This is a genomic window from Bacillus sp. ES1-5 (assembly GCF_022487605.1).
In the GTDB taxonomy this organism is placed as follows: domain Bacteria; phylum Bacillota; class Bacilli; order Bacillales; family Bacillaceae_G; genus Bacillus_A; species Bacillus_A wiedmannii.
In genome coordinates this window covers 20,868-46,015 of the sequence record NZ_JAKVPU010000009.1, presented here as the reverse complement: position 1 = coordinate 46,015, position 25,148 = coordinate 20,868, and the positions used below count along the sequence as shown (strand labels likewise).

General features: G+C 35.2%; 23 protein-coding genes and 1 pseudogene. 12 read left to right on the top strand and 12 right to left on the bottom strand.

Annotation, left to right across the window (positions count from 1 at the left end; all coding sequences use genetic code 11):
* The first annotated feature begins 66 nt into the window (after positions 1-66).
* Complete coding sequence (locus tag MKO96_RS23240) at positions 67-1,239, top strand: amino acid deaminase/aldolase (RefSeq protein WP_240588825.1); 1,173 nt, start codon at positions 67-69, stop codon at positions 1,237-1,239.
* Positions 1,227-2,540 carry a D-arabinono-1,4-lactone oxidase gene (locus tag MKO96_RS23235; protein ID WP_240588824.1) on the top strand — a complete coding sequence of 438 codons (1,314 nt, stop codon included), beginning with the start codon at positions 1,227-1,229 and terminating at the stop codon, positions 2,538-2,540. Before MKO96_RS23240 ends, MKO96_RS23235 begins: the two co-directional genes overlap by 13 nt.
* Before the next feature lie 7 nt (positions 2,541-2,547).
* On the opposite strand, the gene MKO96_RS23230 is transcribed toward MKO96_RS23235, so the two are convergent.
* Entirely contained in the window at positions 2,548-3,696 is a 1,149-nt protein-coding gene (locus tag MKO96_RS23230) for a VanZ family protein (RefSeq protein WP_240588823.1), read from the bottom strand.
* Between the two features lie 172 nt (positions 3,697-3,868).
* Between MKO96_RS23230 and MKO96_RS23225 the strand changes: the two genes are divergently transcribed.
* On the top strand, positions 3,869-4,072 hold the full coding sequence (locus MKO96_RS23225) for a hypothetical protein (RefSeq protein ID WP_001268330.1): 204 nt from the start codon (positions 3,869-3,871) through the stop codon (positions 4,070-4,072).
* A 117-nt stretch (positions 4,073-4,189) separates the two neighbouring features.
* On the opposite strand, the gene MKO96_RS23220 is transcribed toward MKO96_RS23225, so the two are convergent.
* Positions 4,190-5,002 carry an undecaprenyl-diphosphate phosphatase gene (locus MKO96_RS23220; protein WP_000434784.1) on the bottom strand — a complete coding sequence of 271 codons (813 nt, stop codon included), beginning with the start codon at positions 5,000-5,002 and terminating at the stop codon, positions 4,190-4,192.
* A 132-nt stretch (positions 5,003-5,134) separates the two neighbouring features.
* Positions 5,135-5,653, bottom strand: a pseudogene (locus tag MKO96_RS29635) (methyl-accepting chemotaxis protein); the annotation flags it as partial.
* Positions 5,654-6,299: 646 nt separating this feature from the next.
* On the opposite strand from MKO96_RS29635, the gene MKO96_RS23210 reads away from it, so the two are divergent.
* The 4 genes from MKO96_RS23210 to MKO96_RS23195 all read left to right on the top strand — a co-directional run bounded on the left by MKO96_RS23210 (position 6,300) and on the right by MKO96_RS23195 (position 9,108).
* The gene (locus tag MKO96_RS23210) at positions 6,300-7,562 is read left to right on the top strand and encodes a 3D domain-containing protein (RefSeq protein ID WP_240588822.1); all 1,263 of its coding nucleotides are present in this window, start codon (positions 6,300-6,302) and stop codon (positions 7,560-7,562) included.
* Between the two features lie 112 nt (positions 7,563-7,674).
* On the top strand, positions 7,675-7,893 hold the full coding sequence (locus tag MKO96_RS23205) for a helix-turn-helix transcriptional regulator (protein WP_240588821.1): 219 nt from the start codon (positions 7,675-7,677) through the stop codon (positions 7,891-7,893).
* Positions 7,886-8,359: a DUF2178 domain-containing protein gene (locus tag MKO96_RS23200; RefSeq protein WP_240588820.1), complete on the top strand. Its 474-nt coding sequence runs from the start codon at positions 7,886-7,888 to the stop codon at positions 8,357-8,359. Before MKO96_RS23205 ends, MKO96_RS23200 begins: the two co-directional genes overlap by 8 nt.
* Before the next feature lie 116 nt (positions 8,360-8,475).
* Positions 8,476-9,108 carry a class A sortase gene (locus tag MKO96_RS23195; protein WP_240588819.1) on the top strand — a complete coding sequence of 211 codons (633 nt, stop codon included), beginning with the start codon at positions 8,476-8,478 and terminating at the stop codon, positions 9,106-9,108.
* Positions 9,109-9,138: 30 nt separating this feature from the next.
* Here MKO96_RS23195 and MKO96_RS23190 read toward each other — a convergent pair whose 3' ends face one another.
* A complete protein-coding gene (locus MKO96_RS23190) occupies positions 9,139-10,524 on the bottom strand; it encodes a peptide MFS transporter (protein ID WP_240588818.1) in 1,386 nt (461 codons plus the stop codon).
* Positions 10,525-10,776: 252 nt separating this feature from the next.
* Here MKO96_RS23190 and brnQ1 point away from each other — a divergent pair, with 252 nt between their 5' ends.
* Entirely contained in the window at positions 10,777-12,078 is a 1,302-nt protein-coding gene (brnQ1, locus tag MKO96_RS23185) for a branched-chain amino acid transport system II carrier protein BrnQ1 (protein ID WP_240588817.1), read from the top strand.
* Between the two features lie 130 nt (positions 12,079-12,208).
* Positions 12,209-13,930 (top strand): DUF2339 domain-containing protein, encoded by a 1,722-nt coding sequence (locus MKO96_RS23180; RefSeq protein WP_240588816.1) that lies wholly within the window; start codon positions 12,209-12,211, stop codon positions 13,928-13,930.
* Between the two features lie 35 nt (positions 13,931-13,965).
* On the opposite strand, the gene MKO96_RS23175 is transcribed toward MKO96_RS23180, so the two are convergent.
* Both MKO96_RS23175 and MKO96_RS23170 read right to left on the bottom strand, forming a co-directional pair.
* The gene (locus MKO96_RS23175; RefSeq protein WP_087979463.1) at positions 13,966-15,513 is read right to left on the bottom strand and encodes a DNA-binding protein; all 1,548 of its coding nucleotides are present in this window, start codon (positions 15,511-15,513) and stop codon (positions 13,966-13,968) included.
* Between the two features lie 181 nt (positions 15,514-15,694).
* Entirely contained in the window at positions 15,695-17,086 is a 1,392-nt protein-coding gene (locus MKO96_RS23170; protein WP_087979464.1) for an amino acid permease, read from the bottom strand.
* Between the two features lie 280 nt (positions 17,087-17,366).
* On the opposite strand from MKO96_RS23170, the gene MKO96_RS23165 reads away from it, so the two are divergent.
* From MKO96_RS23165 to MKO96_RS23155, 3 genes are all read left to right on the top strand, one after another.
* Entirely contained in the window at positions 17,367-18,659 is a 1,293-nt protein-coding gene (locus tag MKO96_RS23165; protein ID WP_240588815.1) for an NCS2 family permease, read from the top strand.
* A gap of 137 nt (positions 18,660-18,796) precedes the next feature.
* Positions 18,797-18,997, top strand: coding sequence for a helix-turn-helix transcriptional regulator (locus tag MKO96_RS23160; RefSeq protein WP_000301180.1), 201 nt, complete (start codon positions 18,797-18,799; stop codon positions 18,995-18,997).
* 4 nt (positions 18,998-19,001) lie between these two features.
* The gene (locus tag MKO96_RS23155) at positions 19,002-19,430 is read left to right on the top strand and encodes a hypothetical protein (protein ID WP_000706642.1); all 429 of its coding nucleotides are present in this window, start codon (positions 19,002-19,004) and stop codon (positions 19,428-19,430) included.
* A gap of 39 nt (positions 19,431-19,469) precedes the next feature.
* Here MKO96_RS23155 and MKO96_RS23150 read toward each other — a convergent pair whose 3' ends face one another.
* From MKO96_RS23150 to qoxB, 6 genes are all read right to left on the bottom strand, one after another.
* Positions 19,470-19,907: a GNAT family N-acetyltransferase gene (locus MKO96_RS23150; RefSeq protein ID WP_240588814.1), complete on the bottom strand. Its 438-nt coding sequence runs from the start codon at positions 19,905-19,907 to the stop codon at positions 19,470-19,472.
* A 14-nt stretch (positions 19,908-19,921) separates the two neighbouring features.
* A complete protein-coding gene (locus tag MKO96_RS23145) occupies positions 19,922-20,179 on the bottom strand; it encodes a DUF4022 family protein (RefSeq protein WP_240588813.1) in 258 nt (85 codons plus the stop codon).
* Between the two features lie 53 nt (positions 20,180-20,232).
* Positions 20,233-22,062, bottom strand: coding sequence for a monovalent cation:proton antiporter family protein (locus MKO96_RS23140; RefSeq protein WP_240588812.1), 1,830 nt, complete (start codon positions 22,060-22,062; stop codon positions 20,233-20,235).
* Between the two features lie 220 nt (positions 22,063-22,282).
* Entirely contained in the window at positions 22,283-22,594 is a 312-nt protein-coding gene (gene qoxD, locus MKO96_RS23135) for a cytochrome aa3 quinol oxidase subunit IV (protein WP_000372612.1), read from the bottom strand.
* Positions 22,595-23,197 (bottom strand): cytochrome aa3 quinol oxidase subunit III, encoded by a 603-nt coding sequence (gene qoxC / locus MKO96_RS23130; protein WP_000729314.1) that lies wholly within the window; start codon positions 23,195-23,197, stop codon positions 22,595-22,597. It lies immediately after the preceding gene.
* A 13-nt stretch (positions 23,198-23,210) separates the two neighbouring features.
* Positions 23,211-25,145 (bottom strand): cytochrome aa3 quinol oxidase subunit I, encoded by a 1,935-nt coding sequence (gene qoxB, locus MKO96_RS23125; RefSeq protein ID WP_141475204.1) that lies wholly within the window; start codon positions 25,143-25,145, stop codon positions 23,211-23,213.
* Positions 25,146-25,148: the final 3 nt, after the last annotated feature.

The window sequence follows — 25,148 nt, the reverse complement described above, 5'->3', positions numbered from 1 at the left end:
TTGTAGAGGAAATTTAAACTTTCTTTCCAATATGTATAAGACATATAGAGAAGAGGAGAGAAAAATGTGGATCGAGGAATTTTTAAAGAGGTTCCATTACCGTGTGCATTTTTGGATGAAGTGGCTTTAGATAGAAATATTCAATCGATTATAGAATTAAGTGGGAATAAGAAGATTCGTATAGCGAGTAAATCGTTACGTTCTGTTCCAGTTATGCAAAAGATTTTAGCTACAAATGATCGATTTCAAGGTATTATGTGTTTTTCACCTAGAGAGGCTTTGTTTTTAATTGAACAAGGATGCAATGATTTATTGCTCGGATATCCTGCTTATGATAAAAGGGCTTTACATGAAATAAGTTTGCTAACAAAGCAAGGCCTCATTATAACTTGTATGGTGGATTGTGAAGACCATATTGTTTATCTAGAAAAAATTGCTGAGGAGTCTAAAGGGTGTTTTCGTGTTTGTTTGGATATTGATATGAGTAGTCGTTTTTTTCAATTTCATTTTGGGGTAAACAGATCACCGGTAAAAGATGTGCAAGGTGCTTTGAAAATAGTAAAAAGGGTGAAAGAATCATCATTTTTAATACTAGATGGTGTAATGGGATATGAAGCTCAAATTGCTGGGGTAGGAGATCACATACCGAATCAAAGAGTGAAAAGTAAAGTGATTTCGTATTTAAAGAAGAAGTCAGTGTTAGAAGTTAAAGAAAGAAGAGGACATATCGTAAAAGAAATACAAAACCTAGGTATTGAACTAAGGTTTGTAAATGGGGGAGGCACAGGAAGTATAAAAACAACTGAGCAAGATAATTCAGTTTCAGAGATTACAATAGGTTCTGCTTTTTATGCCCCGAAGCTGTTCGATTATTATAAAGAGGTGCAATTTCATCCAGCTGTCGGATTTGCTTTACCAGTTGTGCGTAAACCAGCCCCGTTTATTTACACTTGTTTAGGTGGTGGATATATTGCCTCAGGCGCAATTGGTAAAGATAAAGAACCTGAGATTTGGAGGCCAAATGGTGCGAAATTATTAGCTTTAGAAGGCGCTGGCGAGGTACAAACACCGGTTTTTTATAACGGTGAGGACCGGGTAGAGATAGGAGATGCTATCTTGTTTCGCCATAGTAAAGCTGGAGAGTTATGTGAGCGGTTTCCATTTTTATATCGTGTGAAAGAAGGAGAGATTGTTGGGGAGTATTCAACATATCGGGGGGATGGCCAATGCTTTCTATAAAGGGACAAAAATGGAGAAATTGGACAGGGAATGTAGAAGGAACACCGCATTATACGATGTATCCAGAAAGTATACAAGATGTAGTAGGAGTTGTAGAGCTTGCTCGAAAAAAAGAGAAGAAAATTCGTGTTGTCGGTTCAGGGCACTCGTTTACACCTCTTGTGCAAACGGAAGAAATTTTAGTTTCTTTAGATGAATTGAAAGGTATTATGGATATTGATGCAGAGAAGATGGTTGCCGAAGTATGGGCAGGAACAAAGTTACATGATTTAGGGAAGTTACTTGAAGAAAAAGGTTATGCACAAGAAAATTTAGGGGATATTGATTCACAATCTATTGCAGGAGCGATTAGCACAGGGACTCATGGGACGGGTATTACCTTTGGGAGTTTATCAACACAAGTTATAGAGATTACCGCAGTTTTATCTACAGGTGAGAGTATAGTTTGTTCGGAAACTGAGAATGTGGAATATTGGAGAGCCTTTCAGTTGTCGCTTGGGATGTTGGGAATCATTGTAAAGGTAAAATTGAAAGTAATTAGGGCGTATTCACTTGTGTATGAAAGTGAAAAACAGTCATTATCTACTGTAATGAACAAGCTAGAAGAATACAAGAAGAATCGCCATTTTGAATTTTTCGTTTTTCCTTATTCAGATGAAGTACAAGTGAAATTTACAAACGAAACAACGGGTAAAAAAAGTGACTTGAAATGGCATAAACTAAAGGTAGAGTTGCTTGAAAATAAGATGTTTTCTTTGTTATCTAAAGGATGTAAATGGTTTCCTTCCATAAGTAAAGGTGTAAGTCGATTATCGGCTAAAGCTGTACCGAATACAAAAATAATTGGTCCAAGTTATGAAGTATTTGCTACATCGCGTGCGGTTCCATTTTATGAAATGGAGTATAGTGTTCCTTCAAAGTATATGCGGGCCGTTGTAGAAGAAATTTCAAACCTTATTGAAAAGAAAAAGTATAAAGTACATTTCCCAATTGAATGTCGTTATGTGAAAAGCGATGATATATGGCTCAGTCCAGCGTACGGAAGGGATTCAGCGTATATTGCCGTTCATATGTATAAAGGTATGAAGTATGCTGCTTATTTTGGTGAGGTGGAGAAAATTTTTCTAAAGTATGAAGGACGCCCACATTGGGGGAAAATGCATACGTTAACGTACGAAAAATTACAAAATATATATCCAGAATTGCATTCGTTTCTAGAGGTAAGGAAGTTATTAGATGAAACAGAAATGTTTTCAAACCCTTACACAGAAAAATTATTTACGATTATGAAAAAAAGCTGACAAAGTATTACTTGTCAGCTTTTTTTAGTATAATCGCATTTCTTGTTTGACTAATGCGCTCGTAAAATAGTAACTTATCACGACTAAATACATGTAATAAAACATGAATAATAAATAGACCGTTAATTACAAATTGGAATAATAGTATAACTAGTAATACTAAAGGCTCTGTATGATTTAAGATAGAGCTACTCGAAAGAATATAATTGATTCCGCCTAAGATGAAATAGAATATCCCGTAACGAATGAATAATTCTTTTAGTGTAATACGCTCTGCTTGTCCTTTAATATAAATCCGAAGCAACGCTTTTCCTATTGTTCTTCCATTCGTAAAGTATGGAATGATAATAAAGTATAAGATTGAACATGTAATGAAAAGGAGTTCGTATACATTTGTATAAGATTGGATGTTAGCAATAAATAGTGAATTTCCTTTATTTTTAATGAAAGGTACAACGATAGATAAGAAAATCCAATCAATTTGCATAGCGATGAGACGACGAATAAATCCAACTGGTTTCGTTTCTAAATCAATATGAATATCTAATTCGCTTGTTTTCGGAAGGAAGTACGTAAATATTGGTGCAATGATAAAACCAATTACGCCGCCTAGCGTGTTTAAAAACAAATCGTCAATATCAAATAAGCGATAGGCACAATTATAAATACCATATAATCCAGTTACTTGTGTTAACTCAAAGAACAGTGAAAGGCAAAAAGAAATACACACTGTTTGTAAGAAGCTACGTCGGAAGTAATAACGTAAGTACATACCGAACGGAACGGTTAGTAGAACGTTAAAAGCAACTTGTAAAAACGCAGATTCCTTTAATAAATAGAAGTAGGTAGCTGGTTTCGTCAAAATTGCCGAGGTATGATTACTAATTTCTTGTATGAAATAAAATGGTGATAGTTGCATATGCTGCGTATTAGCTGGTTGTAGGCTACAAGTATCATATGTTTGTGGTAATGGCAAAATCACAAGAAAATAGGCATTTAATAAGTATAGTAATAATGAGTATAAAATAAATGAACGCCATTTATTTAAATAGCCATACTTTCGATAATTAAATATTAAAAAAGGTATTAAGAGAAACATTGCTAAAAAAGGAAATAAAATAAATGCTGTTTTTACAGGAAATAAATATGCAGTCAAAATGAAGCTCCTTTCAATGAAAATTCGTTTATCATTATAACGTTAAAAGAACCTTAAAACAAAATTAAAATATTTCGAAATAGAAAAAATTTCAAATTTAAACGGGATTAAGTTATACTAAATTTAATATAAGGATATTGTGATTATTATAAGTTGAGAGAGGGTACAAGATATGCGATATGAGCTTTTTTCTGTAAGTGGGGATCATATTACAACTTTTGAAAGTGCATGGCGTTTTCAGGAGGGAGAACAGATTTTTGTTCATGATGATCAAATAAAACGAAATTTTATTATTATCCGCCTAACGCATGATGTATTTCAACAAAATAAACATGTTATTCGTTTGTATTGTCAAGAAAAGAAAGTATACGCATAAAAGGGGCCCCTCTTATTGTACAGAAAGGTAAGAGGGGTTTTATCATTATAAAGATATAAAAAAGCGAGTCATCCTAGTTTAATAGAATGACTCGCTTTTCGATTTGTAAGTTGAACTTTATAAGAAAATAAGAGTAAGTACACCTACGATAATACAATAGAAAGAGAAATATTTTAAATTTCCTTTTGCCATAATGTTCATAAACCATTTTAACGAAATATACGTCATGATAAATGTTGCGATAAATGCAACGACATATGGTACGAATAATGTGTCTAGATTTGGATCTTTTGCAATGTCGGTAATACTTAGTAATAAACCACCTAAGCTAACAGGGATATATAGTAAGAATGAGAAACGAAGAGCTGTTTCTTGCTTCATACCAAGTAACATCGCTGCGACGATTGTTGCACCTGATCGGCTAATTCCAGGAATTAGTGCACAAGCTTGTGCTAAACCGACGATGATTGCATCTTTCATAGAAAGATCGCCATCATTTTTACGTCCACGCAAGTTTCTAATAATCCAAAGGCCGACAGCAGTAATAAGAAGGGAAATCCCAACCATCTTCACACCTTTTAAGTACTGATCGATGTAATCTTTAAATAAAACACCAATAACACCTGCTGGAATGGTCGCAATAACAAGGTAAATAATAAAGAAGAAATCTGATTTTGCGTCTTCTGCTCTTGTAAATATATAAGATAGACCATTCTTCGTTAGACGAATTAAATCATTTCTATAAATAAGTAGTACAGCTAATAATGAAGCTGAATTAACAAGTAGTTCGAAGCTAAACCCTTCTATTTTTAGTCCTAGCAAATGCTGTGCTAAAACGAGGTGACCGCTTGAAGAAATCGGAATTGGCTCTGTTAGTCCCTGGAACAGACCAAGAATTAAATATTTTAAAATGTAATAAAATTGTTCCATAAAAACCTCCTAGTTAATTAGTCGAAAGAAACAACTTGTCCATTATAACAAAGATGCGGATGAATATTGAGAAGAAATAAATATTCGAAATATAATAAAAACCCCTTATAGCGCTATAAGGGGTTTTTATTATTAATGAGAAGCCGCTGTTTCTTGAAGACCTTTAGTTAATTGAACATCCACTTTTTCGGCATCATGAATATGGTTCATAATAGTAGTATTTAATTTTTGGAACATTTGTTGTGTATTAGCGAATTCACGTAATATATCATCATTACAAGATTTTTGGTTTTCGATAGCTTTAATAACATTTGTAGCACCGCTTTGTAACGTTTGAATCATAATTAAAATATTTTCAATTCTAGCGTTTGTATCGGCACTCATTTCTACACCTTCATCAACTAAATGCAAATTATCTTTTGTGTTATCGTATGCTTTTTCAATTTCTTCTTGAATTTTTTTCGTTAAGTTACCGATGTTTTTTGTACTTTCGGCTGTACTTTCCGCTAACTTTCTTACTTCATTGGCAACGACAGCGAATCCTTTACCGTGTTCTCCAGCACGTGCTGCTTCAATACTCGCATTTAAAGCAAGTAAATTTGTTTGTGCTGCAATATTTTGAATGACTTCTACAATTTGCTCGATTTCTTTTGAGCGTTCGCTTAAATGATTCATACTGTTAGACGTACGCTGCGATTGTTCACCTAATTTGTTAATTACAATAAGTAAACGGTGAACAGATTCTTTTCCTTCATTAGAACAGTCAATAATTTCTTCAATAGATTGAATTAAGCTTTGTTCTTTTTGTAACATTTCGTTATTCAATTCATTGGAATGTGTAGTACGCGTTGAAACATTTTCGAAACATGAATTTAATTGTTGAACTAAATTTTGAAGTGTATGGTGTTGATTATTTACAAGTTGATGCTCTTGAACGACGCTTTGCACACGGTCGTGAATAGAAGAAATGATTTCTTGTTTTTCAATATCTTTTTGTTTTAATTCTGCTTCTAATTCCTGTATACGATTTTCTAATTGATCAATTTTATGTTGGAGTGATTTCTTTTGAGTAAACATATATTTATTTCAACCGCCTTTAGAAGTTATATTTTCTCTATATTTGGATTTTAGCATCTTTTATAATTTTTAAATATAGGAATTGTTAAATATTTAAGAATCTATTACATTTTATGCATAATTCCCTTTTTTTCGTCATGAAAAATAAACTGTATTTAATGGTATTGTAAACAAACTGTAAAATAAATCATGTATAACTGTATAAGAAGGGAGTCGGATTATGAACTATTTTAAGCGAATCAGTAGTCTAGTATTAGCAGGCATTATCGGTCTTTCTAGTACAGTCGCTGTAAAAGCAGAGTCAAACGACGAGAAACTTAACAACATGCAACAGCAATTGCAGCAAAACGATGCAGATATGCAAAAGAAAGAGCAAGAGAAGCAAGCTGTTAGTAAAGAAATTCAAGGTATCGAAAACGAACTACATAATTTAAATAATACAATTGCAAAAAATAAAGAGGATCAAGCTGCTATTCAACGTAAAATCGATGAAACACATAAGCAGATTGAGCAAAAAAAGAATGAAATTGTCGTTTTAGAGGATAAAGTCCTTGCTCGTAAGGATATTATGAGAAAACGTATGGTTTCTGTTCAAAACAGTTCAAATACAAGTTTAGTAGTAGAAGTTGTAGTAGAGTCAAAAAACTTTGCAGATTTCTTACAACGTATGAACGCAGTTTCTACTATTCTAGAAGCAGATAAAGAAATTTTACGTCTACAAGAACAAGATCTTCGTCAAATTGAAGAAGATAAGAAAACAATTGATGAAAAAGAAGCATCTTTAGTAGTAGACAAACAAAAATTAGCAAAAGCACAAGCTGAGTTGCAAGATAACTTGAAAAAGCGTCAAGCTAACTTACAAACAGTTCAAGCTAAATATAATGCGGTTGCAAGCCAACTTAATTTAGCAGCAGAAGAAAAAGCTAAAATCGAATCAAATATGAAAGCAGTTCAAGAAACAATTGCTCGTGAGCAAGAAGCAGCAAGAATTGCAGCAGAAGAGCGTGCAAAAGCAGAAGCAGCTGCAAAGGCAGAGCAAGAAGCATTAGTGAAAGCACAGGCAGAAATTGCTGAAAAACAAAAGCAAGAGAAAGCTAATAAACCAGCTGAACCTGTTGCTAATAATAATTCGAAGGTAGAACCTGCACAACCTTCTAAACCAACTGCTGGTGGAAGAGAAATCTATGTACATGCAACAGCGTATACAGCAGACCCAGCTGAAAATGGTTATGGACCAGGTCAACAAGTATATTCTGCATGGGGAGGCTATAATTTAACTGCAAACCCAGGAATGAAATTAATTGCGGTAGATCCATCTGTTATTCCATTAGGTTCTACTGTATATGTTGAAGGCTATGGACAAGCAATTGCAGCAGATACTGGTGGCGCGATTAAAGGTCACAAAATTGATGTTTTAATGCCAGATAAAGCTTCATCTAGTAATTGGGGCAGAAAAAATGTTAAGCTTACAATTTTAAACTAACATGTAATCCAACTTTACAATACGTAAAGTTGGATTTTTTTATAAAAATAATGTTAAGTTGAGTTTACATTTTGTTAAGGAAAGCATACAATGAAATTGAGAGGTGGTAAAATTGACCATTTTAAGTAGAGTGAAGGAGTTAAGAGCTCGCTTTAATTTTTCCCAAAGTGTATTAGCAGAAAAGGTTGGAGTAACGAGACAAACAATCGCTGCAATTGAAAAAGGTGATTATGTTCCTTCATTATTATTAGCACTTACGATTTGCGATGTATTTCAGTTGAAGATGGAAGATGTGTTTGTTTTAAATAAGGAGGGGGAAGAGGATGAATAGACTTGTATTTTCCTATATGTTAAATGTACTTTTTATGGTATTAGCAGGCTGGGCATTTATTGAGTTGTATTACTTTACTATTGAAGTCGCTAATTTTATTCAAACGGAGAGAGTACCATTCGAAGTTTCATTGAGTTTAATGCCGCTAGTATTACTTTTAATATTTGGTATTGTATCGACTGTTCTTTATAAAATTCAAAAGAAAAAATATAAAGAGCTCTCGTATTGGATGTTTCCACTATTATTTCCTCAAGAAGATGAACGAGAAAAGGCAATTACAGAAAAGGCTTGTCGTACTACATTTATGTCACTATGGTACGTGTTACCTTGTGCGGTTGGTTTTTTAACTCTTTCTCCAATTGTTAATCTATATGTTCCTGCATATCCAATATATATTGCATTTAGTATCTTCTTTATTCAAATGACGATTTTTCACGCATCCTTATATCGAAATAAAATTGCTTAAAAAGAAACCTTCTTGCATCGGCAAGAAGGTTTCTTTCTAGCTTACACTTGTACATATAGCAATATTATCTTATCATTTTATATAGAGTAAGATTTTGTAAGGGAAAGGAATTGTATATGAATAAGCAAAGAATGTATAGTATAGTAGCGATCCTTCTATTTGTTGTAGGTGGTGTGTTAATCGGCAAGCCATTTTATGATGGATATCAAGCTGAAAAGAAACAGACTGAAAATGTACAGGCTGTTCAAAAAATGGATTATGAAAAACATGAGACGGCATTTGTAGATGCTTCGAAAATTAATCAACCAGACTTGGCAGAAGTTGCGAAAGCATCTTTAGATAAGAAACAAGTAATTGGTCGTATTTCGATTCCAAGTGTTTCATTAGAACTTCCTGTTTTAAAGTCTTCTACTGAGAAAAACCTATTATCAGGTGCAGCAACAGTAAAAGAAAACCAAGTAATGGGAAAAGGGAACTATGCATTAGCAGGACATAACATGTCTAAAAAAGGTGTTTTATTTAGTGATATAGCGTCTCTAAAAAAAGGCGATAAAATTTATTTGTATGATAATGAAAACGAATATGAATATGCGGTTACTGGTGTATCTGAAGTAACTCCTGATAAGTGGGAAGTTGTCGAGGATCATGGGAAAGATGAAATAACGCTTATTACATGTGTATCTGTGAAAGATAATTCTAAGCGTTACGTTGTTGCTGGTGATTTAGTAGGAACGAAGGCGAAGAAATAAAAAAAGATGAGGGAAATCCCTCATCTTTTTTTAATCCATCCATTTCACTAATTTTTTGGAAATTAGTAATAAAACACAACCTAATACAATTGCTACAGCTCCGATTACTGTAAATACTTCAGCATATCCAAGTGAAGTTGTGAAGCTTGCAAGTTGTCCACCTAAAATGTTGGCGATTCCTGAGCTTGCTAACCATACGCCCATTAGTAAAGATGCTAGTTTTACTGGAGCGAGAGAACTAACCATTGATAGTCCAACAGGTGATAAGAATAGCTCACCTAACGTATGGAAAAGATACGTAAAGACGATAAATAGTAAGTTTGCTTTTTCTGTGATGTTATGCTCATCACTACCTGTTTTTAATGTAGCGATAACGAGAATGATATAACCGATACCGAGCAAAATCATACCAAGTCCCATTTTAGTTGGGATTTTTAAATCCCCACGCTTGCGAGTTGCAAGTTTTGCCCATAATGCTGAAATGACTGGAGCAAGTAAAATAATAAATAATGGATTGACCGATTGGAACCAAGATGTTGGAACTTCCCATCCGAACACAGAGCGGTCTACAAATTTGTTTGTATATAATGTTAATGAACTACCAGCTTGTTCAAAGCCAGCCCAGAAGAAGACAACGAAGCATGTTAAAATGACGATAACTGCGGTACGTTGTTTTTCTTTTTTTGTTAACGGTGTATCTCCTACTGATGGTTGTCCATCAGCTGTTTGCAAATCGCGAGTTGGTTTTTTACCGATATCACCAAGGTAGCGATTTGATAATGTTGTAAATAAAATCTGTCCAATGATCATTCCGATTGAAGCGGCTAAGAAACCGTAACGGAATCCAAAATGAACAACGCCATCAACTGTTGTTTTGAATAAATTTTCTGATAAAAATCCACAAACGAGTGGAGCTAAAAATGACCCGACGTTAATACCCATATAGAAAATGGTAAATGCACTATCACGTTTTGGATCGTTCTCTTCGTATAATTCCCCAACCAGTGTAGAGATGTTCGGTTTGAAGAATCCATTACCGATAATAATAAGCGCTAATCCGAGGTATAGGCCTAATTGGTTTTGCAAGGCAAATAGTGTAAGGTTACCGAGTGCCATTGTTATACCACCAATTGTGATGGCTTTTCGTCTACCTAGAAAACGGTCTGTTAAGTACCCGCCAATCATTGGTGTGAAATAACAGGCTCCAGTATAAAATCCGTAAATAGAGAGTGCCCATGCGGGACTAAACCCAAGACCACCGCTTACTAAAGCTGTCGTTAAATATAATGTTAATAATCCTCGTAATCCATAGTAACTAAATCTTTCCCACATTTCTGTAAAGAAGAGTAAGTATAAACCTGGAGGATGTTTCTTTTTTCTTTGTTGTTCTCTTTCTAGTTGTATCGTTGATTCCATGTTATTTTCCTCCTGACACAAACAAAAACAAAGTTAATAATTTTGTACATTTAATATTTTACCTTATTAACTATTATAAGTCAATAAAGGTTGATTTTTCAGAAGAAATTGGAAAAGAGGGATAGCTATAGAATGGGTGTTTCTTTTATGTTAGACTATGGACTATGTTTTCTTTGTTAGGAAGCGGATTATTGCACTTTTTTATATGTGAAATTGATTTCATAAAAGATGAAATTAAAGAAGGAGAAACAAATGAAATTGTTACAGAAAAAAGAAATTTTACTGATTAGCCTTATGTTATTCTCGATGTTCTTTGGAGCGGGGAATCTTATATTCCCACCTTTCCTTGGGTATGAAGCAGGAGAACATGTGTGGATTTCATTAGTAGGATTTATTATATCAGCAACAGGTCTTCCTATACTGGGAGTTATTGCTATTGCGAAAGCAGGAAGTTTTCAAACGCTAGCGGGTAGAGTGCATTCTTCATTCGCCATTATTTTTCCGTGTATCGTGTATTTATTTATTGGGCCAGGCCTTGGTATACCACGTGCAGGGAGTTTAGCTTTTGAAATGGGGCCAGGTCAGTTCTTCACAGAATCAGGAAGTATAGTTTTATTATGTTACACGGTTATTTTCTTTAGTATTGTATACTGGTTAAGTTTATCACCATCTAAATTAATGGGGCTGTTCGGAAAAGTTTTAACACCGTTATTATTAGGGATGATTGCCCTTATCTTTATAAAGAGTATGTTTACATCAGTAGGTAGTGTGAAAGAGGCTGCTGGAAACTATGGACAAGCTCCTATGTTCCAAGGCTTTTTAGATGGATATTTAACAATGGATGCGCTAGCCGCTTTAATTTTTGGGATTGTTATTGCAAATGCTCTTCGTGCAAAAGGTGTTGAAGATGATAAAGGTTTAGCGAAATATATGAGTATTGCTGGAATTGGTGCAGGACTATTATTATCTATTATTTATGTCATACTTGGATATGTTGGTTCAATTAGCGGTTCGTTAGGTACATTTGATAATGGGGCGAACGTGTTAGCGCAAGTGATGACTACATTATTTGGACAAGGCGGAGTCGTTTTATTAGGTCTTATTTTTACGATCGCGTGTTTATGTGTGTCAATCGGACTTGTTACGTCTTGTAGTCAATTTTTCGCAAGTGCATTTCCGAAAGTAGCGTATAAAGTTTGGGCATTTATATTAAGTTTTGTTAGTATGATTTTAGCTAATTTAGGATTAACACAAATTTTAAAAGTATCAGTACCGATTCTTGGGTTTATTTATCCAGTTGCATTAACGCTTATTATTCTAGGGTTATTCCATAAATATATTGGAAAGTATGCATACGTATATGCAGTAACTGTTGGGATTGTAGCGGTATTTAGTGCAATCGATATTTTCAATAAAAATGTAATGATGAATCAGTGGACATCAATATTGAAATACATTCCGTTTTATACAGAAGGTGTTGGATGGATTGTTCCAGCTATTATAGGTGTTTGTATTGGCGTTATAGTTAGTATTGTTCTAAATAAGAATAAATGAGTAAAAAGGTGTTTTCCTATTTCGGAAGACACCTTTTTTTGGAAAAATAGTATTGAAAATGAATAGACTAAGAGTATGATAAAGATAATTGGTAATATATAGATTTTGAATGGTGATGAGGGGGGAGTGTATGAAGGAAGATTTAAATAAGAAAATAGAAGCGCTCGAAACGGCAATTGAAACGATTCAAGAAGCACTTTTTGAATTGAAAGCAAAACAAAAAGAAATAGAAGTAGAAAATGCTCAGCAACATGATAGTAAGGAAAAGAAAGAATGTATTGAAACGGTGATGGAGGAAAAGCAAAAAGAAGAAGTAGTTACAATAAAAGAACCTGTGCAAGAAAGTGAGGTAAAACAAGTGGATATATCTGCTTTTAAACCAGAACCATTTAATATTATTAAGTTTTGCCAAACTTGGTTACCACGCATATTTGTTGGCATTATGTTACTTGGAGTAATTTGGTTATTTAAAGCAGGGGTAGATGCTGGATTATTAACACCTGCAATACGAATTGTGTTTGGTATTGTCCTATCAATCGGTTTTTATTATATAGGTGACATTCAAATTAAACGAGAGCGGCAAGCGTTGGGTTTAGTATTAGCAGGAGGAAGTATTACGGGTATAGTTTTAACGACATTTGCGGCGCATTATTTATATGGATTTATTCCAGCAAGTGTTGCGTTTGTATGTAATATTGCATGGGTCATTTTAGGTATTTATGTAGCGAAGAGGTATCAATCGGAATATCTTACTATATTCGTAGCCGTAGGAGCTTTCTTCGTGCCATTCTTATTAAATAGTACGACTCCTAATCCATATATTTTCTTTGGATATGAGACGATACTAACACTTAGCTTATTATGGTATGCGTTGAAAAATCGTTATCAGTATTTATATATGATCTCTTATGCTGTTGCTGCTATTGTCCTTTTTGTTTTCTTTGCTATTATGTCAATGTTAGTAGAGGATTTGCAAATACAGTTAACGGTTGTTTATGGTTTGATTCACTTACTATTATTTTGGCATATGTTTACGGAGAGAAGTTTTATATTAGAGCCACGTTTGGCGATATTTAGTGCGAATGCAGTTTTCTTTATATTAGCCATTTCAAAAATACCTGAATTTACAACATGGGGATTAATGATTAGTGCACTCGTGCACGCTATTATGTTCGTGTTTGAATATAGGAAGAATCGACATTCTACATTTACAAATCTTTTATTTGGTTTCGCAATGGGTGCATTTAGTTTAGCGATTTTATATGAGTATAGTTTAGTGAATGCAGCGATTGTATTATTATTACAAGGTTTCCTCGGTATGGTGACTGCTATTAAAGTAAAACAACAGATGAAATTATATGTTAGTGCGACGATTTACGCGATTGGAATGATACAGACTATTTTTAGTCCGTTTGATCATTTCATTTCAGCTGGGTTTGTTGCCCATATTATTTTAATAGGTACATTTTATTACTGCATGAAACGAGCGAAAGATGTGTTAAGGAGCTTTGGAAAATATGTTTATTCTATAACGCTCTATTGGTTTATGGTTATCGTATTTATTGCAATTACTAGAGTCGGTGAAGTGCTGTCTACAGATGGAAGTATAATAAGCGTATCTGTATCGTTATTATGGATGGTATATGCATTATTTGCCGTTTGGCTTGGACGGAATAAAAATATGAATGAAATATTGTATGCTGGCTTAGTCGTTTTAGTAGTAACGATAGGAAAGTTATTCCTTCTAGACTTACCAGAAGTTTCAATGATGATCAGGGCAGTGTTATTCTTAATCGTAGGTAGTATAGGTATCGTCATTTCCAGAATGTTTTTCTCAAAAGAAGAGAAATGAGAAGAAGGCAATCCGCATGTGGATTGCCTTTTCTTTTACTTTTTATTAATCGTTATAGCTTCATTATATTTAGCAGTTGTATTTTGGCGTAGACGAAGTGTTGCTTGTCCAGTTGTATTTGAATCAAGTTGTACGTTCACAATTTTTTCAGCAGAACCAAAGCTGTTTGTTGTGAATGAGAAGGCGCTACTATATCCGAAAGTAGATGGCCAAGTGCCGTTTGTATTTTGGACTTTTGCTACTTGTGTTCCACCAGTCGAGAAGATACCTAAAGAATAGTTATTATAAGTTGTATTAGGTAATAAGTTGTTTACTTGAATCTTTATTTGGAACACTTCATTGTTTGGTAGAATGCTAGGGCGTGTAATCACATAATCATTTGCTGTTACGGCGCCGTTATATCCGTATGAACCAGATTTAAATGTATTTGTATTAAACCATTGGTAACCCGCGTTTGGTGCACTCCAAGGTTCTGGTTGTGGCTCTGTTGATAAGCTTGGTTGTTCAAATGTTTGTAAAGCAGTAGGTGAATCAAGTTGTAAACCGTTTACTTGATCTAAGCTTGTAAATGTCTCTTGTTTCGATAGCCAATTTACGATATTTTCTAGTAAAACAGCATCGTTTTCTTCTTTATAACCATCATAAGTTTTCTTTGTTTGGCCAGAATCTTCACGAACGTATTTTGGCGTAGCATCTTCAACAGGAGAAGAGTCACCGATAAAGGCAGCTTTTCCAAGTCCTACTTTTGCGATTGCAGCATATGGACCCTCTGCAACGCCACCGCCGTTATAAACACCACTATCAACAGCGTTATTCCATTTTGACGGATTTTCTGGAAGATAAACAAGTCCTTTTGCTAGTTTTGGATTTGTAATTGCTAGAGTAGAACCAGCATGCATTGCTACCGATGAAACACCTTTTGTAATTCCGAATGATTGTTCAGGCGAAACAATGTTTTTAGCTGAAACATCACCAAGTGCATTGTAACGGAAGCGAATACCGAAATTATTAGATAGCCAATCGGAACTTTCTACTCCTTGCATAGCTTGTGAGTTTGCTTCTTCGTTAGACATTCCTTTTGCGGGATTTTCCCAAGCACCGCGTCTATATCCATTAAATACTTCAGAAGAGTCCCAGCGATTTTTATTACGATCTGCATTATAATGATCGGCAATGAAGAAGATACTGCCGCCATTTTTTACATATTGTAACATTGCATCTTGTTCAGATTTTTTGTAAGGAATATTTGCCTCTGGAACGATAAACACGTTGTAATTTTTTAAGTCGTCGTATGTAATAGGTGTTGATTTACGAAGTTCTTTTACATGATATCCGTTTTGGGCAATGCCGTTTCCGAAATCAGAAAAACCGCCATCAATAACCCAGTCAGCTGTCCCTGCAGTTTGACCGTGCGTATTATCAAATAATACTTTCTTCCCATTGTTTTGATTTACAACCTTTGCAGCAATTTCAGGAGCTGGGTCTACAGAGCTTTCGGCATAAGTAGACGGTATGAACGAACTCCCCATACTAAGTGTAATTGCTGTTGCTAAAGAAAATGTAATCCATTTTTTATTCTTCATAGAAGAATCCCCCTAATAATAAATATATGTGCTTTAATAATGTAATTTATTTTTCTGAAAAAATAAAGACGGAAAACGTAAAAAATATTAAAAAATTGTAAAAATACCGTGAATTTTGTTGAGAAATATTTATATAGACAATAAAAAATCCCTTCCAATTAATAAGGAAGGGATAGCTTGTTTAACTAATCTTTGAATTAGGTGCTTCATCAATCTTATGAAATCCTTTCATATAATACACGATAGCTAAGCCAATAAGCCAAATTGGGCCAACGATTAATGCAATTCGTGTATCTTCTGAATACGCCATTATACATAGTACAAGTGCAAGGAAGCCAAGTGAGAAGTAAGAGCTTAATGGATGTAAAGGCATTTTATACGTTAGCTTGTCTTTTTTCTCAGTTGATAATCCTTTACGGAATTTAATTTGAGCGACTAATATAATCCCCCAAGTCCAAATTGCCCCGAAAGTTGAAATACTAGTTAACCATGTAAACACCTTTGCAGGCACAAGATAGTTTAATATAACACCAACGAGTAAAACGATAGCTGTTGCTACAATTCCTTGACTCGGAATACCGTTTTTATTTAAGCGACCGAATCTTTCAGGAGCTTTCTTTTGTTGTGCCAATGTAAATAGCATACGCCCTGTACTAAATAAACCACCGTTACAAGAAGAAAGTGCAGCTGTTAATACGACAAAGTTAATAATACCTGCTGCTTTTGCAATGCCGATTTGTTGGAATGTCAATACGAATGGACTTCCTTTCTCGCCAAGTTCGTTCCATGGATAAATTGCCATCATAACGAATAATGCCCCGACGTAAAAGATTAGGATTCTCCAAAATACGTTATCGATAGCTTTTGCGAGTGTTTTCTTAGGGTTTTGAGCTTCACCAGCTGTAACACCAATTAGTTCAACGCCTAAATAAGCGAATAATACCATTTGTAAGGAGAGTAGTAATCCGGAAAATCCATTTGGGAACCAGCCACCATGTGACCAAAGATTTGAAATACCAGTAGCGATACCACCATTTCCGAATCCGAATAAAATAATGCCAGCTCCAACTACTATCATACAGATAATTGTGACAATTTTAATGAGAGCAAACCAAAACTCAAGTTCTCCAAATACTTTTACTGATAAGAAGTTGAAAGCGCTCATTAATAATAGAGCGAGTAGTGCCCAAGTCCAGCGCGGGATATCTGGGAACCAGTACTGCATGTAAATGCCAGCCGCCGTAATTTCAGCCATACAAGTAACAACCCATAAGAACCAGTAGTTCCAACCAGTAATATAGCCAGCAAGTGGGCCGATATAATCATTAGCGTATTTACTAAAAGAACCGGCAACCGGTTGTTCAATTGCCATTTCTCCGAGCGCTCGCATAATGAAAAAAATAACGAGTCCAGCGATCATATAACCTAGTAAGATGGAAGGACCAGCTAGTTTAATAGCAGAAGCAGATCCTAAAAATAGCCCAACGCCAATAGCTGAACCGAGTGACATTAAAGTAATATGTCGTTCTTTTAAACCTCGATTTAAAGTTTCAGATTTGTTTGTGTGCTGCATAAGAAGAATCCTCCTTGTAGAGTGAACGATATTTGAATGCGTTTACTAAATATTTAACTATTTCAAATTATAAAACATTTCTATCTGTTATGCTACAAAAATAAACATAATTAACTGTACTACATCTGTACTTGTCAGACTTAAACTTAAAATTCGAACTATTAGTGAATATATTGACTCTTCTTTTTATTGATTGTTAAGATTAAGTATTATATTTTCTCACATACTAGTAAGAAAAGAATGTGTGATAATAATTCAGATGTAGGAAGGGTACATAACCATGTTTCAATTACAAAAATATAACACTTCTGTGAAGCAAGAGCTTTTAGCTGGCATCACAACTTTTTTTACATTTGCGTATATTCTTGTCATCAATCCGAAAATATTATCTGATGCAGGTGTACCATTTGATCAAGCTTTTACAGCAACTATTATTGCCACGGTTGTAGGAACGCTATGTATGGCGTTTTTAGCTAACTATCCAATTGTTATTGCTCCAGCTATGGGAATGAATGCGTATTTTGCTTATTCTGTTGTTCAACAGGCAGAGGGGATTACATATGTCATTGCGTTTTCAGCAGTATTTGTAACAGGTATCATTTTTCTTTTATTATCTTTCACTTCATTTAGGCAAAAGCTAATTGTCGCAATTCCTGATAGTTTAAAACATGCAATTGCAGGTGGAATTGGACTATTTATTGCTTTTATTGGATTACGCCTTTCTGGAATTATCGTTGATCATCCATCTAATTTAGTTACGATTGGTGATTTTCATTCTTCAGCCGTTATTTTAACTTTAATTGGTTTAATATTAGCGGCGGTATTAATGGCATTGCGTGTGAGCGGTGCATTATTTATTAGTATGATTGTGACAGGAGTTATCGCCTTCTTTACAGGGCAACTGAAGTTTGAGGATAAAATTGTTGCGATGCCTCATTTACCAGAAGGTATTATCGTTTCAAACCCAATCAATGCCTTTTCAGATGTAATTGAATACGGATTATATGGTGTTGTATTTTCATTTTTACTTGTACTGTTATTTGATACAACAGGTGCATTACTTGGTTTAATTAAACAAGCGGGTTTAATTACAGATAATACAGAGAAACGTTTTGGTAAAGCGTTTATTGCAGATGCAATTGGTGGGACTACAGGTTCTATCTTTGGAACAAGCCCAACAGCAGCGACGATTGAATCATCAGCTGGTATTGCGGCAGGTGGTAAAACAGGATTAACAGGTATTGTCGTAGTCGGCCTAACGATTATAACGGCATTCTTCAGCCCTGTGATTGCTTCTTTATCAAGTGTAGCTGCTATTACAGCTCCTTCATTAATTATTGTAGGTAGTTTAATGGCGCAAAGTCTTCGTGATATTAATTGGAATGAATTTGAAGATGCATTACCAGCATTTTTAATTTTTATTGGTATTCCGTTAACGTCTAGCATTGCGAATGGAATTGCAATTGGATTTTTAGTGTATCCAGTCTTAAAAATTGTGAAAGGGAAAGGGATGGAAGTACATCCGTTACTATACTTATTTACAATTTTATTTGGATGTCATTTATTCTTATAATATAGATATAGAAGAGGGAGCTTCTTATGAGAGGCTCCTTTTTTGTGTATAATAAAGTGAAACTTAAATCAATTACGTAAATTATAAATTACTTAATGGAATATATATGTTACACTAAGAGTAGAGGAGGAACATGAATGGCTGTAAGTAAAATAAAAGTCGCGCGTGTTCAGTTAGATTTAACACAGCAACAATTAGCAGAAAAAGTAGGCGTTACAAGGCAAACGATTAGTTTAATTGAGAAGGGGAAATACAACCCGTCTTTAGATTTATGTTTAAAAATTTGTTATGCGGTAGATAAAACATTGAATGATTTGTTTTGGGAGGACAAGGAGTGAGGGGATGAAAATCGTGAAAGATGAACGTTTAATGATTGAGGGGCTAAAACATATTAGATTAGTTTTTATCTTACAAAATATTATCATACTAGGTATTGTTTTTTATCGCTACGTTTTGCAAGGTGCAGGATATGAAAGTGTTTCGGATTTATTAATGGTATTTATGGGCGGGATAATAGTTATAAACTTTTTAAATCTGAAAAATTCAGTGGAAGTGTATGAGCATACAGGGGGAGTATCGCGCAGTTATTTTATGAAGTTATTATTCATTCCAGTAGGTATTGTTATTGGGATTTTAGCTATTTGTATTATTGTAACACCAGATATTTCGATAAAGGAAATTAGTATGACAGGGCTTATTATGTTTGCTTGTTTTTTAGTTCCTAGTTTGTTTATATACATATATATGAAAAAAATAAAAAGTGAAGATTGAAATATAAGAAAAGCTTTCCCATATTGCGGAAAGCTTTTCTTATATCTTTTTATACAGTACTTTATGAAGGCCAATCGGTTCAATTTCAAATATCTCACCATGTTCTTGAAAGCCTAAGCGCTTGTAATAGTCAGCTACAGTAACTCGGCCATTACACCATAATATATTTGCTTGGCGTTCTTGCAAGACTTGCTCCGCTTTCTGAATTAAGGAGCTTCCAGCACGTTTGCTTCGAAATTCAGGTAATGTGGCCATTCCTCGTAGACGATAATGAATACCTGCTAGTAAGTCAGGGGATATCTCTTTTGAGAAGGAAGCGATACTAATTAGTTCATCGTTTATAAATGCGCCTAAGTGAAAGGTGTCCGTTTCATAGTCGGAAGAGTATTTACAATCTGCTAATGTTTGATTCGGGCGTAAAATTTTTTGACGTAATACGTAAGTTTCAGATCCCTCAATATTTTTCACGGTAATCATATTAACATCCTTTCTTATAAGGCGTTTTCTGTTAGTTGTATAAAGAAATAGGCAGGTGCGGCGAAAAGTCCGAGTATGCTAGCAGTTCCGAGAAGGAGTGAAAGTAGGAGGCAAGAGTATTTTATTCCATTTGATTTTTTCCATCCGTAACTACAAATTTCAATGCTAACACCGATGAGAATAATGGCAACGAGTACTTCCGCTAATAATAAGAGAGCTAAAGTTACAATAGACATAATGTGATCCATCCTCATAATATATGATAGTAACATTTTACCATATAAAATGGAAAAAAATGCCCCTCAATTATGTGAGGGGCATTTTTCTATTCTAATATGCTTTTTAGTGTATCGATGTGTTCTTTTGAGCCAGTTACAAGTAATGTATCGCCGTGTTGTAGGCTTGTATCACCATGTGGGATTAATGCTTTATTCCCACGATAAATTTGAATGACGAGTACATCGCCTAAAAATGGAAGGCGACGAAGTGCAACGCCGTTATATGTATTACTCCGTAGTTCCACTTCACGGACTGTTTCGTTTGCTGTTGTAATTAAGCGAACGAGACTCGGTTTATCAATTAGTGCACGTAATAGAATACGTGTAGAGTTAATTGTTGAGAATACGGCGATATGTTCTTGCGTTGCTTTTTCTTGTAGAAGTGGATCTTCTACACTTGCAATAACATGTTCAACACCTAGCTCTTTTGCATGTTCTGCTAATAATAAGTTTTGCTCATCATCACTTGTTGCAACAACAACGCGGTCTGCATGAAATGCTGTTTGTTCAGTTAATGTAGCGATTGTGATGTCATCTAATTTTACGATAGGGAAGTCATGTGATTTCGCTTCCTCATCATTTATTTTATTTTGACGCATCATATATAGTGTTACGTCATAATCTTCTCGTTTTAAATCAAGTGATAACGGAAGGGTAATTCTGCTTGCGCCAATAATAGAAACTTTTGGTTTTGGTGCTTCTACTTTTGGGAACATTTTTTTAAATAATATAGGTGCAAAAATACAAGTAATAACTGCGCTTAAAATAAGGGAAGCAGATAAACTTGGACTGATGATTCCTAGTTTTTCACCAATTTGTGCAGCTGCAATAACTAAAGAAAGTGTCGATGTTAATAAGATGGCACTTCCTAGTACGATATTACGTGGATACCATTTTCGTAAGACGAGTGATGGTAACAGCTTTGAAATAAAGAGTCCCACAATTAAAATTGGGATCATTAGCATGCTAGAAGGTTCTTTAAAAATAGACCAAACTTCTAGATTCACACCAACCATTACGAAGAAAATAGGGATGAAGAAACCGTAGCCGATGGAATCCAGTTTTTCAACCATATCTTCATTTGGTGATAATAACGATACAAGTACACCCGCTAAGAAGGCACCTAAAATATTTTCAGCTCCAACAGATTCAGATAACCCAACTAATATTAAGATGAGTGCAAAAACAGCTCGTGTATCAATTTGTACACTACCAGCCTTTAGGCTATCTAAGTATGGAATGTTTTTAAAGCGTTTTGCAACGAAGTAAATAACAATACCAGCGCCGAATAGAAGAAGAAGGAGCCACATACTTTGGCCGCTTTCGGAATTTAATCCGACGAATACAGCGAGTAAAATCATTGTAACTAAATCTGCAATAACAGCGACTAATAAAATGATTTGTCCGATTGCCGTTTTTCCTAAGTTATTCTCTTTTAATGTTGGTACAACAACACCTAAAGAAATAGTTGAAATAATTAAAGTCATAAACATTGCATTATCCACGAATCCTAGCCATACGAATAGCAATGATAGGGCATAAGATAAGATAAAAATAAATAAGAAGATAATGCTTGCTGCTTGGAATGTGTTTGGTTCGTTTGTCGTATTCTTTTTCCCTTTTTGTTTAAAGATAGAAAAATCAATTTCTAAACCGCTTAAGAACATTAAGAAGATAAATCCTAGTGTCGATAAGACTTGAAGCCACATATCTGGCTCAATAATATTAAACCCACTTTTACCTACAAAGATTCCTGCAATGATTTCTGCAACAACGACAGGAAGTGCTTTCAATTTAAAGCGTTGTAACAAAAGGGGAACTAAAAACGCGATTGCAACGACAACCATAAGTGATAGAACAGAAGTATGATGTTCCATTGCGTTCTCTCCCTTCAAATAAATATAGTACTTATTTAGCCATATAATAGGTAGAAAAGCAACGCATATGGATTCGATTTCATAAAGAAAGAGTTTTCTTAACATTTGTCATAATAAGTATATTTTGCATGATTCTGTTGTTAATTCCGTAATGTGGATGTAATAGGGGAGGGAATAAAAAAAGACTGCTGAGGAATCTCAGCAGTCTTTTTCATGTACATTACATTGAGAAGAAGATCCATACAGTTAAACCAACTGTTGCAGTTGCAACGAAGAAACTGTATATCATTGTAAGAATTTGAACTCTTCCTTCTCCTTCTTTTAAATGCATGAACATAATTAATTGTAATAAAGCTTGCGCAACAGCCATTATGATAATAGTTGTTAAGACCGTTGAAAGTGGCAATGTTGTGTAAAGTGCCACGTATAACGCTAGAAACGTTAGTGCAAGCGATAAAATAAATCCGAAAACGTGTGACCAAGGGAATCCGCTATGCGCATGCCCGTTTGCTTGGTTGTTATTTTGATCCATTTACGCCACCATCCCGTTCAAGTAAACTAGTGTGTAAATAAAGACCCAAACAAGATCAAGGAAATGCCAGTATAAGCTGATAATGAATACTTTACGAGCTGTAACTGGTGTTAAACCTCGTTTTAAAATTTGGATAATAACACAAGTTGCCCAAATGATACCACCTGTTACGTGGGCACCATGCGTTCCAAGAAGAACGAAGAATGCAGATAGGAAAGCACTTGTTTGAATTGTTGCGCCTTCACCGATGTACATAATGAACTCTTCGATTTCAAAGAATAGGAAACCTGCACCTAAAAGTAATGTAAGGATGAACCATCCAAGCATTGCTTTTTGGTTGTGCTTACGCATTTCGTGAATTACGATACCACATGTGAAACTACTTGTTAAAAGTAGTAATGTTTGAATTAAAAGCGTTTTAAGTTCAAACAATTGCGCTGGAGTTGGGCCATCTGCCGTACGACCAGCAAGGACTAGATAAGAGGCGAAAAGTGTTGCGAACAGCATAATTTCAGCCCCAAGAAAAATCCAGAATCCTAGGATATTCAATCTGCTTTGTTCGGATTGATATTCCAAAGGTAAGCTTTTATCTAAAGCCGCCATGTCATTTCACCTCTCATACTATATGTTCTGTTTCTTTAATTTCATCAACGCTTACGTAGTAGCCATCATCATAATCGAATGAACGATAGATTAAGCAAGCTAAAATACCAACGCCGCCGATTGCTGCAAGCCAGAACCAGCTAAATACTAATGCGAAACCTGCAAGACCGAAGAATAAAGACGCAATAATAGGCACACCAGAGTTACTTGGCATGTGAATTGGTTTGATATCTTCTGCTGCTGGTGTAACCGTTTCTCCGCGTTTTTTCATGTACCAGAAAGCATCAGCTTCTTTGATTTCAGGAAGTTTCGCGAAGTTGTAATGTTGTACAGGAGATTGAGTTGCCCATTCAAGTGTACGGCCATCCCATGGATCTCCAGTTGTGTCACGTTCACCGTGACGAGCACTCCAAATTACGTTGTAACAAAGAATTAGGAAGCCAATACCCATCATTACCGCACCAACAGATGCGATTTGGTTTAGCCATCCCCATCCAAGACTTTCAGAGTAAGTGTACATACGACGAGTCATACCGTCTAAACCTAAGAAGTACATTGGGAAGAAACAGATATTGAATCCGCTCATAAAGATCCAGAATGTCCATTTACCTAGGCGTTCGTTTAACATATGACCAGTCATTTTTGGATACCAGAATGTGAATCCAGCAAGCATAGCGAATACTGTACCCGCGATTAATACGTAGTGGAAGTGAGCAATTAGGAAGTAGCTGTTATGGTACTGATAATCAGCTGCTGCCATACCAAGCATAACCCCTGTAACCCCACCGACTACGAAGTTTGGAATAAATGCCAATGACCAAAGCATTGGAACTGTAAAACGGATACGTCCTTTATACAGTGTAAACAACCAGTTAAAGATCTTAACCCCGGTTGGAATCGAAATCGCCATTGTCGAAATCGAGAAGAATGAGTTAACCGCTGGACCTGCACCCATCGTGAAGAAGTGATGAAGCCATACGACGAAACTTAGTAAAGAAATTGCAACCATTGAGTATACCATCGCACTGTAACCGAATAGACGTTTACGTGAGAATGTACTAATGATTTCAGAGAAAATACCGAATGCCGGTAAAATAACGATATATACTTCAGGGTGACCCCATACCCAGAATAGGTTGGCCCATAACATTGGCATACCGCCGCTCGCCATCGTAAAGAAGTGAGCATCGAATAGACGGTCAAATGTCATTAATGCAAGAGCAACTGTTAATACTGGGAAAGCGAAAATAATGATAACTGTTGTAATTAAGATTGACCAAGTAAACATTGGCATTCTCATTAAAGTCATACCAGGTGTACGCATTTTTAAGATAGTAACAAGGAAGTTAATACCGGTCATTAGCGTACCGAGACCTGAAATCTGTAATGCAATTGCGTAGTAGTTATTTCCTACACCAGAAGTAAACTCTGTACCTGCCATTGGGAAGTAAGAAGTCCACCCAGCGTCTGGAGAACCACCGATTACGAAAGCGATGTTGAATAACATTGCTCCGACAAAGAATAACCAGAAACTTAAAGCATTTAAGAACGGATATGCAACGTCACGAGCACCAATTTGTAATGGTACTACAAGGTTCATTAATCCCATAACGAATGGCATCGCCATGAAAAGAATCATAACTGTACCGTGTGTTGTGAAGATTCCGTTATAATGTTCAGCATTTAAATAAGTTGTTTCTGGGAATGTTAACTGTGCACGGATCATTAAACCGTCCATACCACCACGGAATAACATGATAACCGCAGAAATAATATACATGGCCCCAATCTTTTTATGGTCAACAGTTGTTAACCATTCGTCCCAAAGCCATTTCCATTTTTTATACTTTGTTAGTACGAAAATGATTGCTAATGTCACAAGAACGATAGAAGCGTCTGCACCGTAAATAATCGGGTCACCTGTGACAAAGAATTCATCAAGCTTCACTGT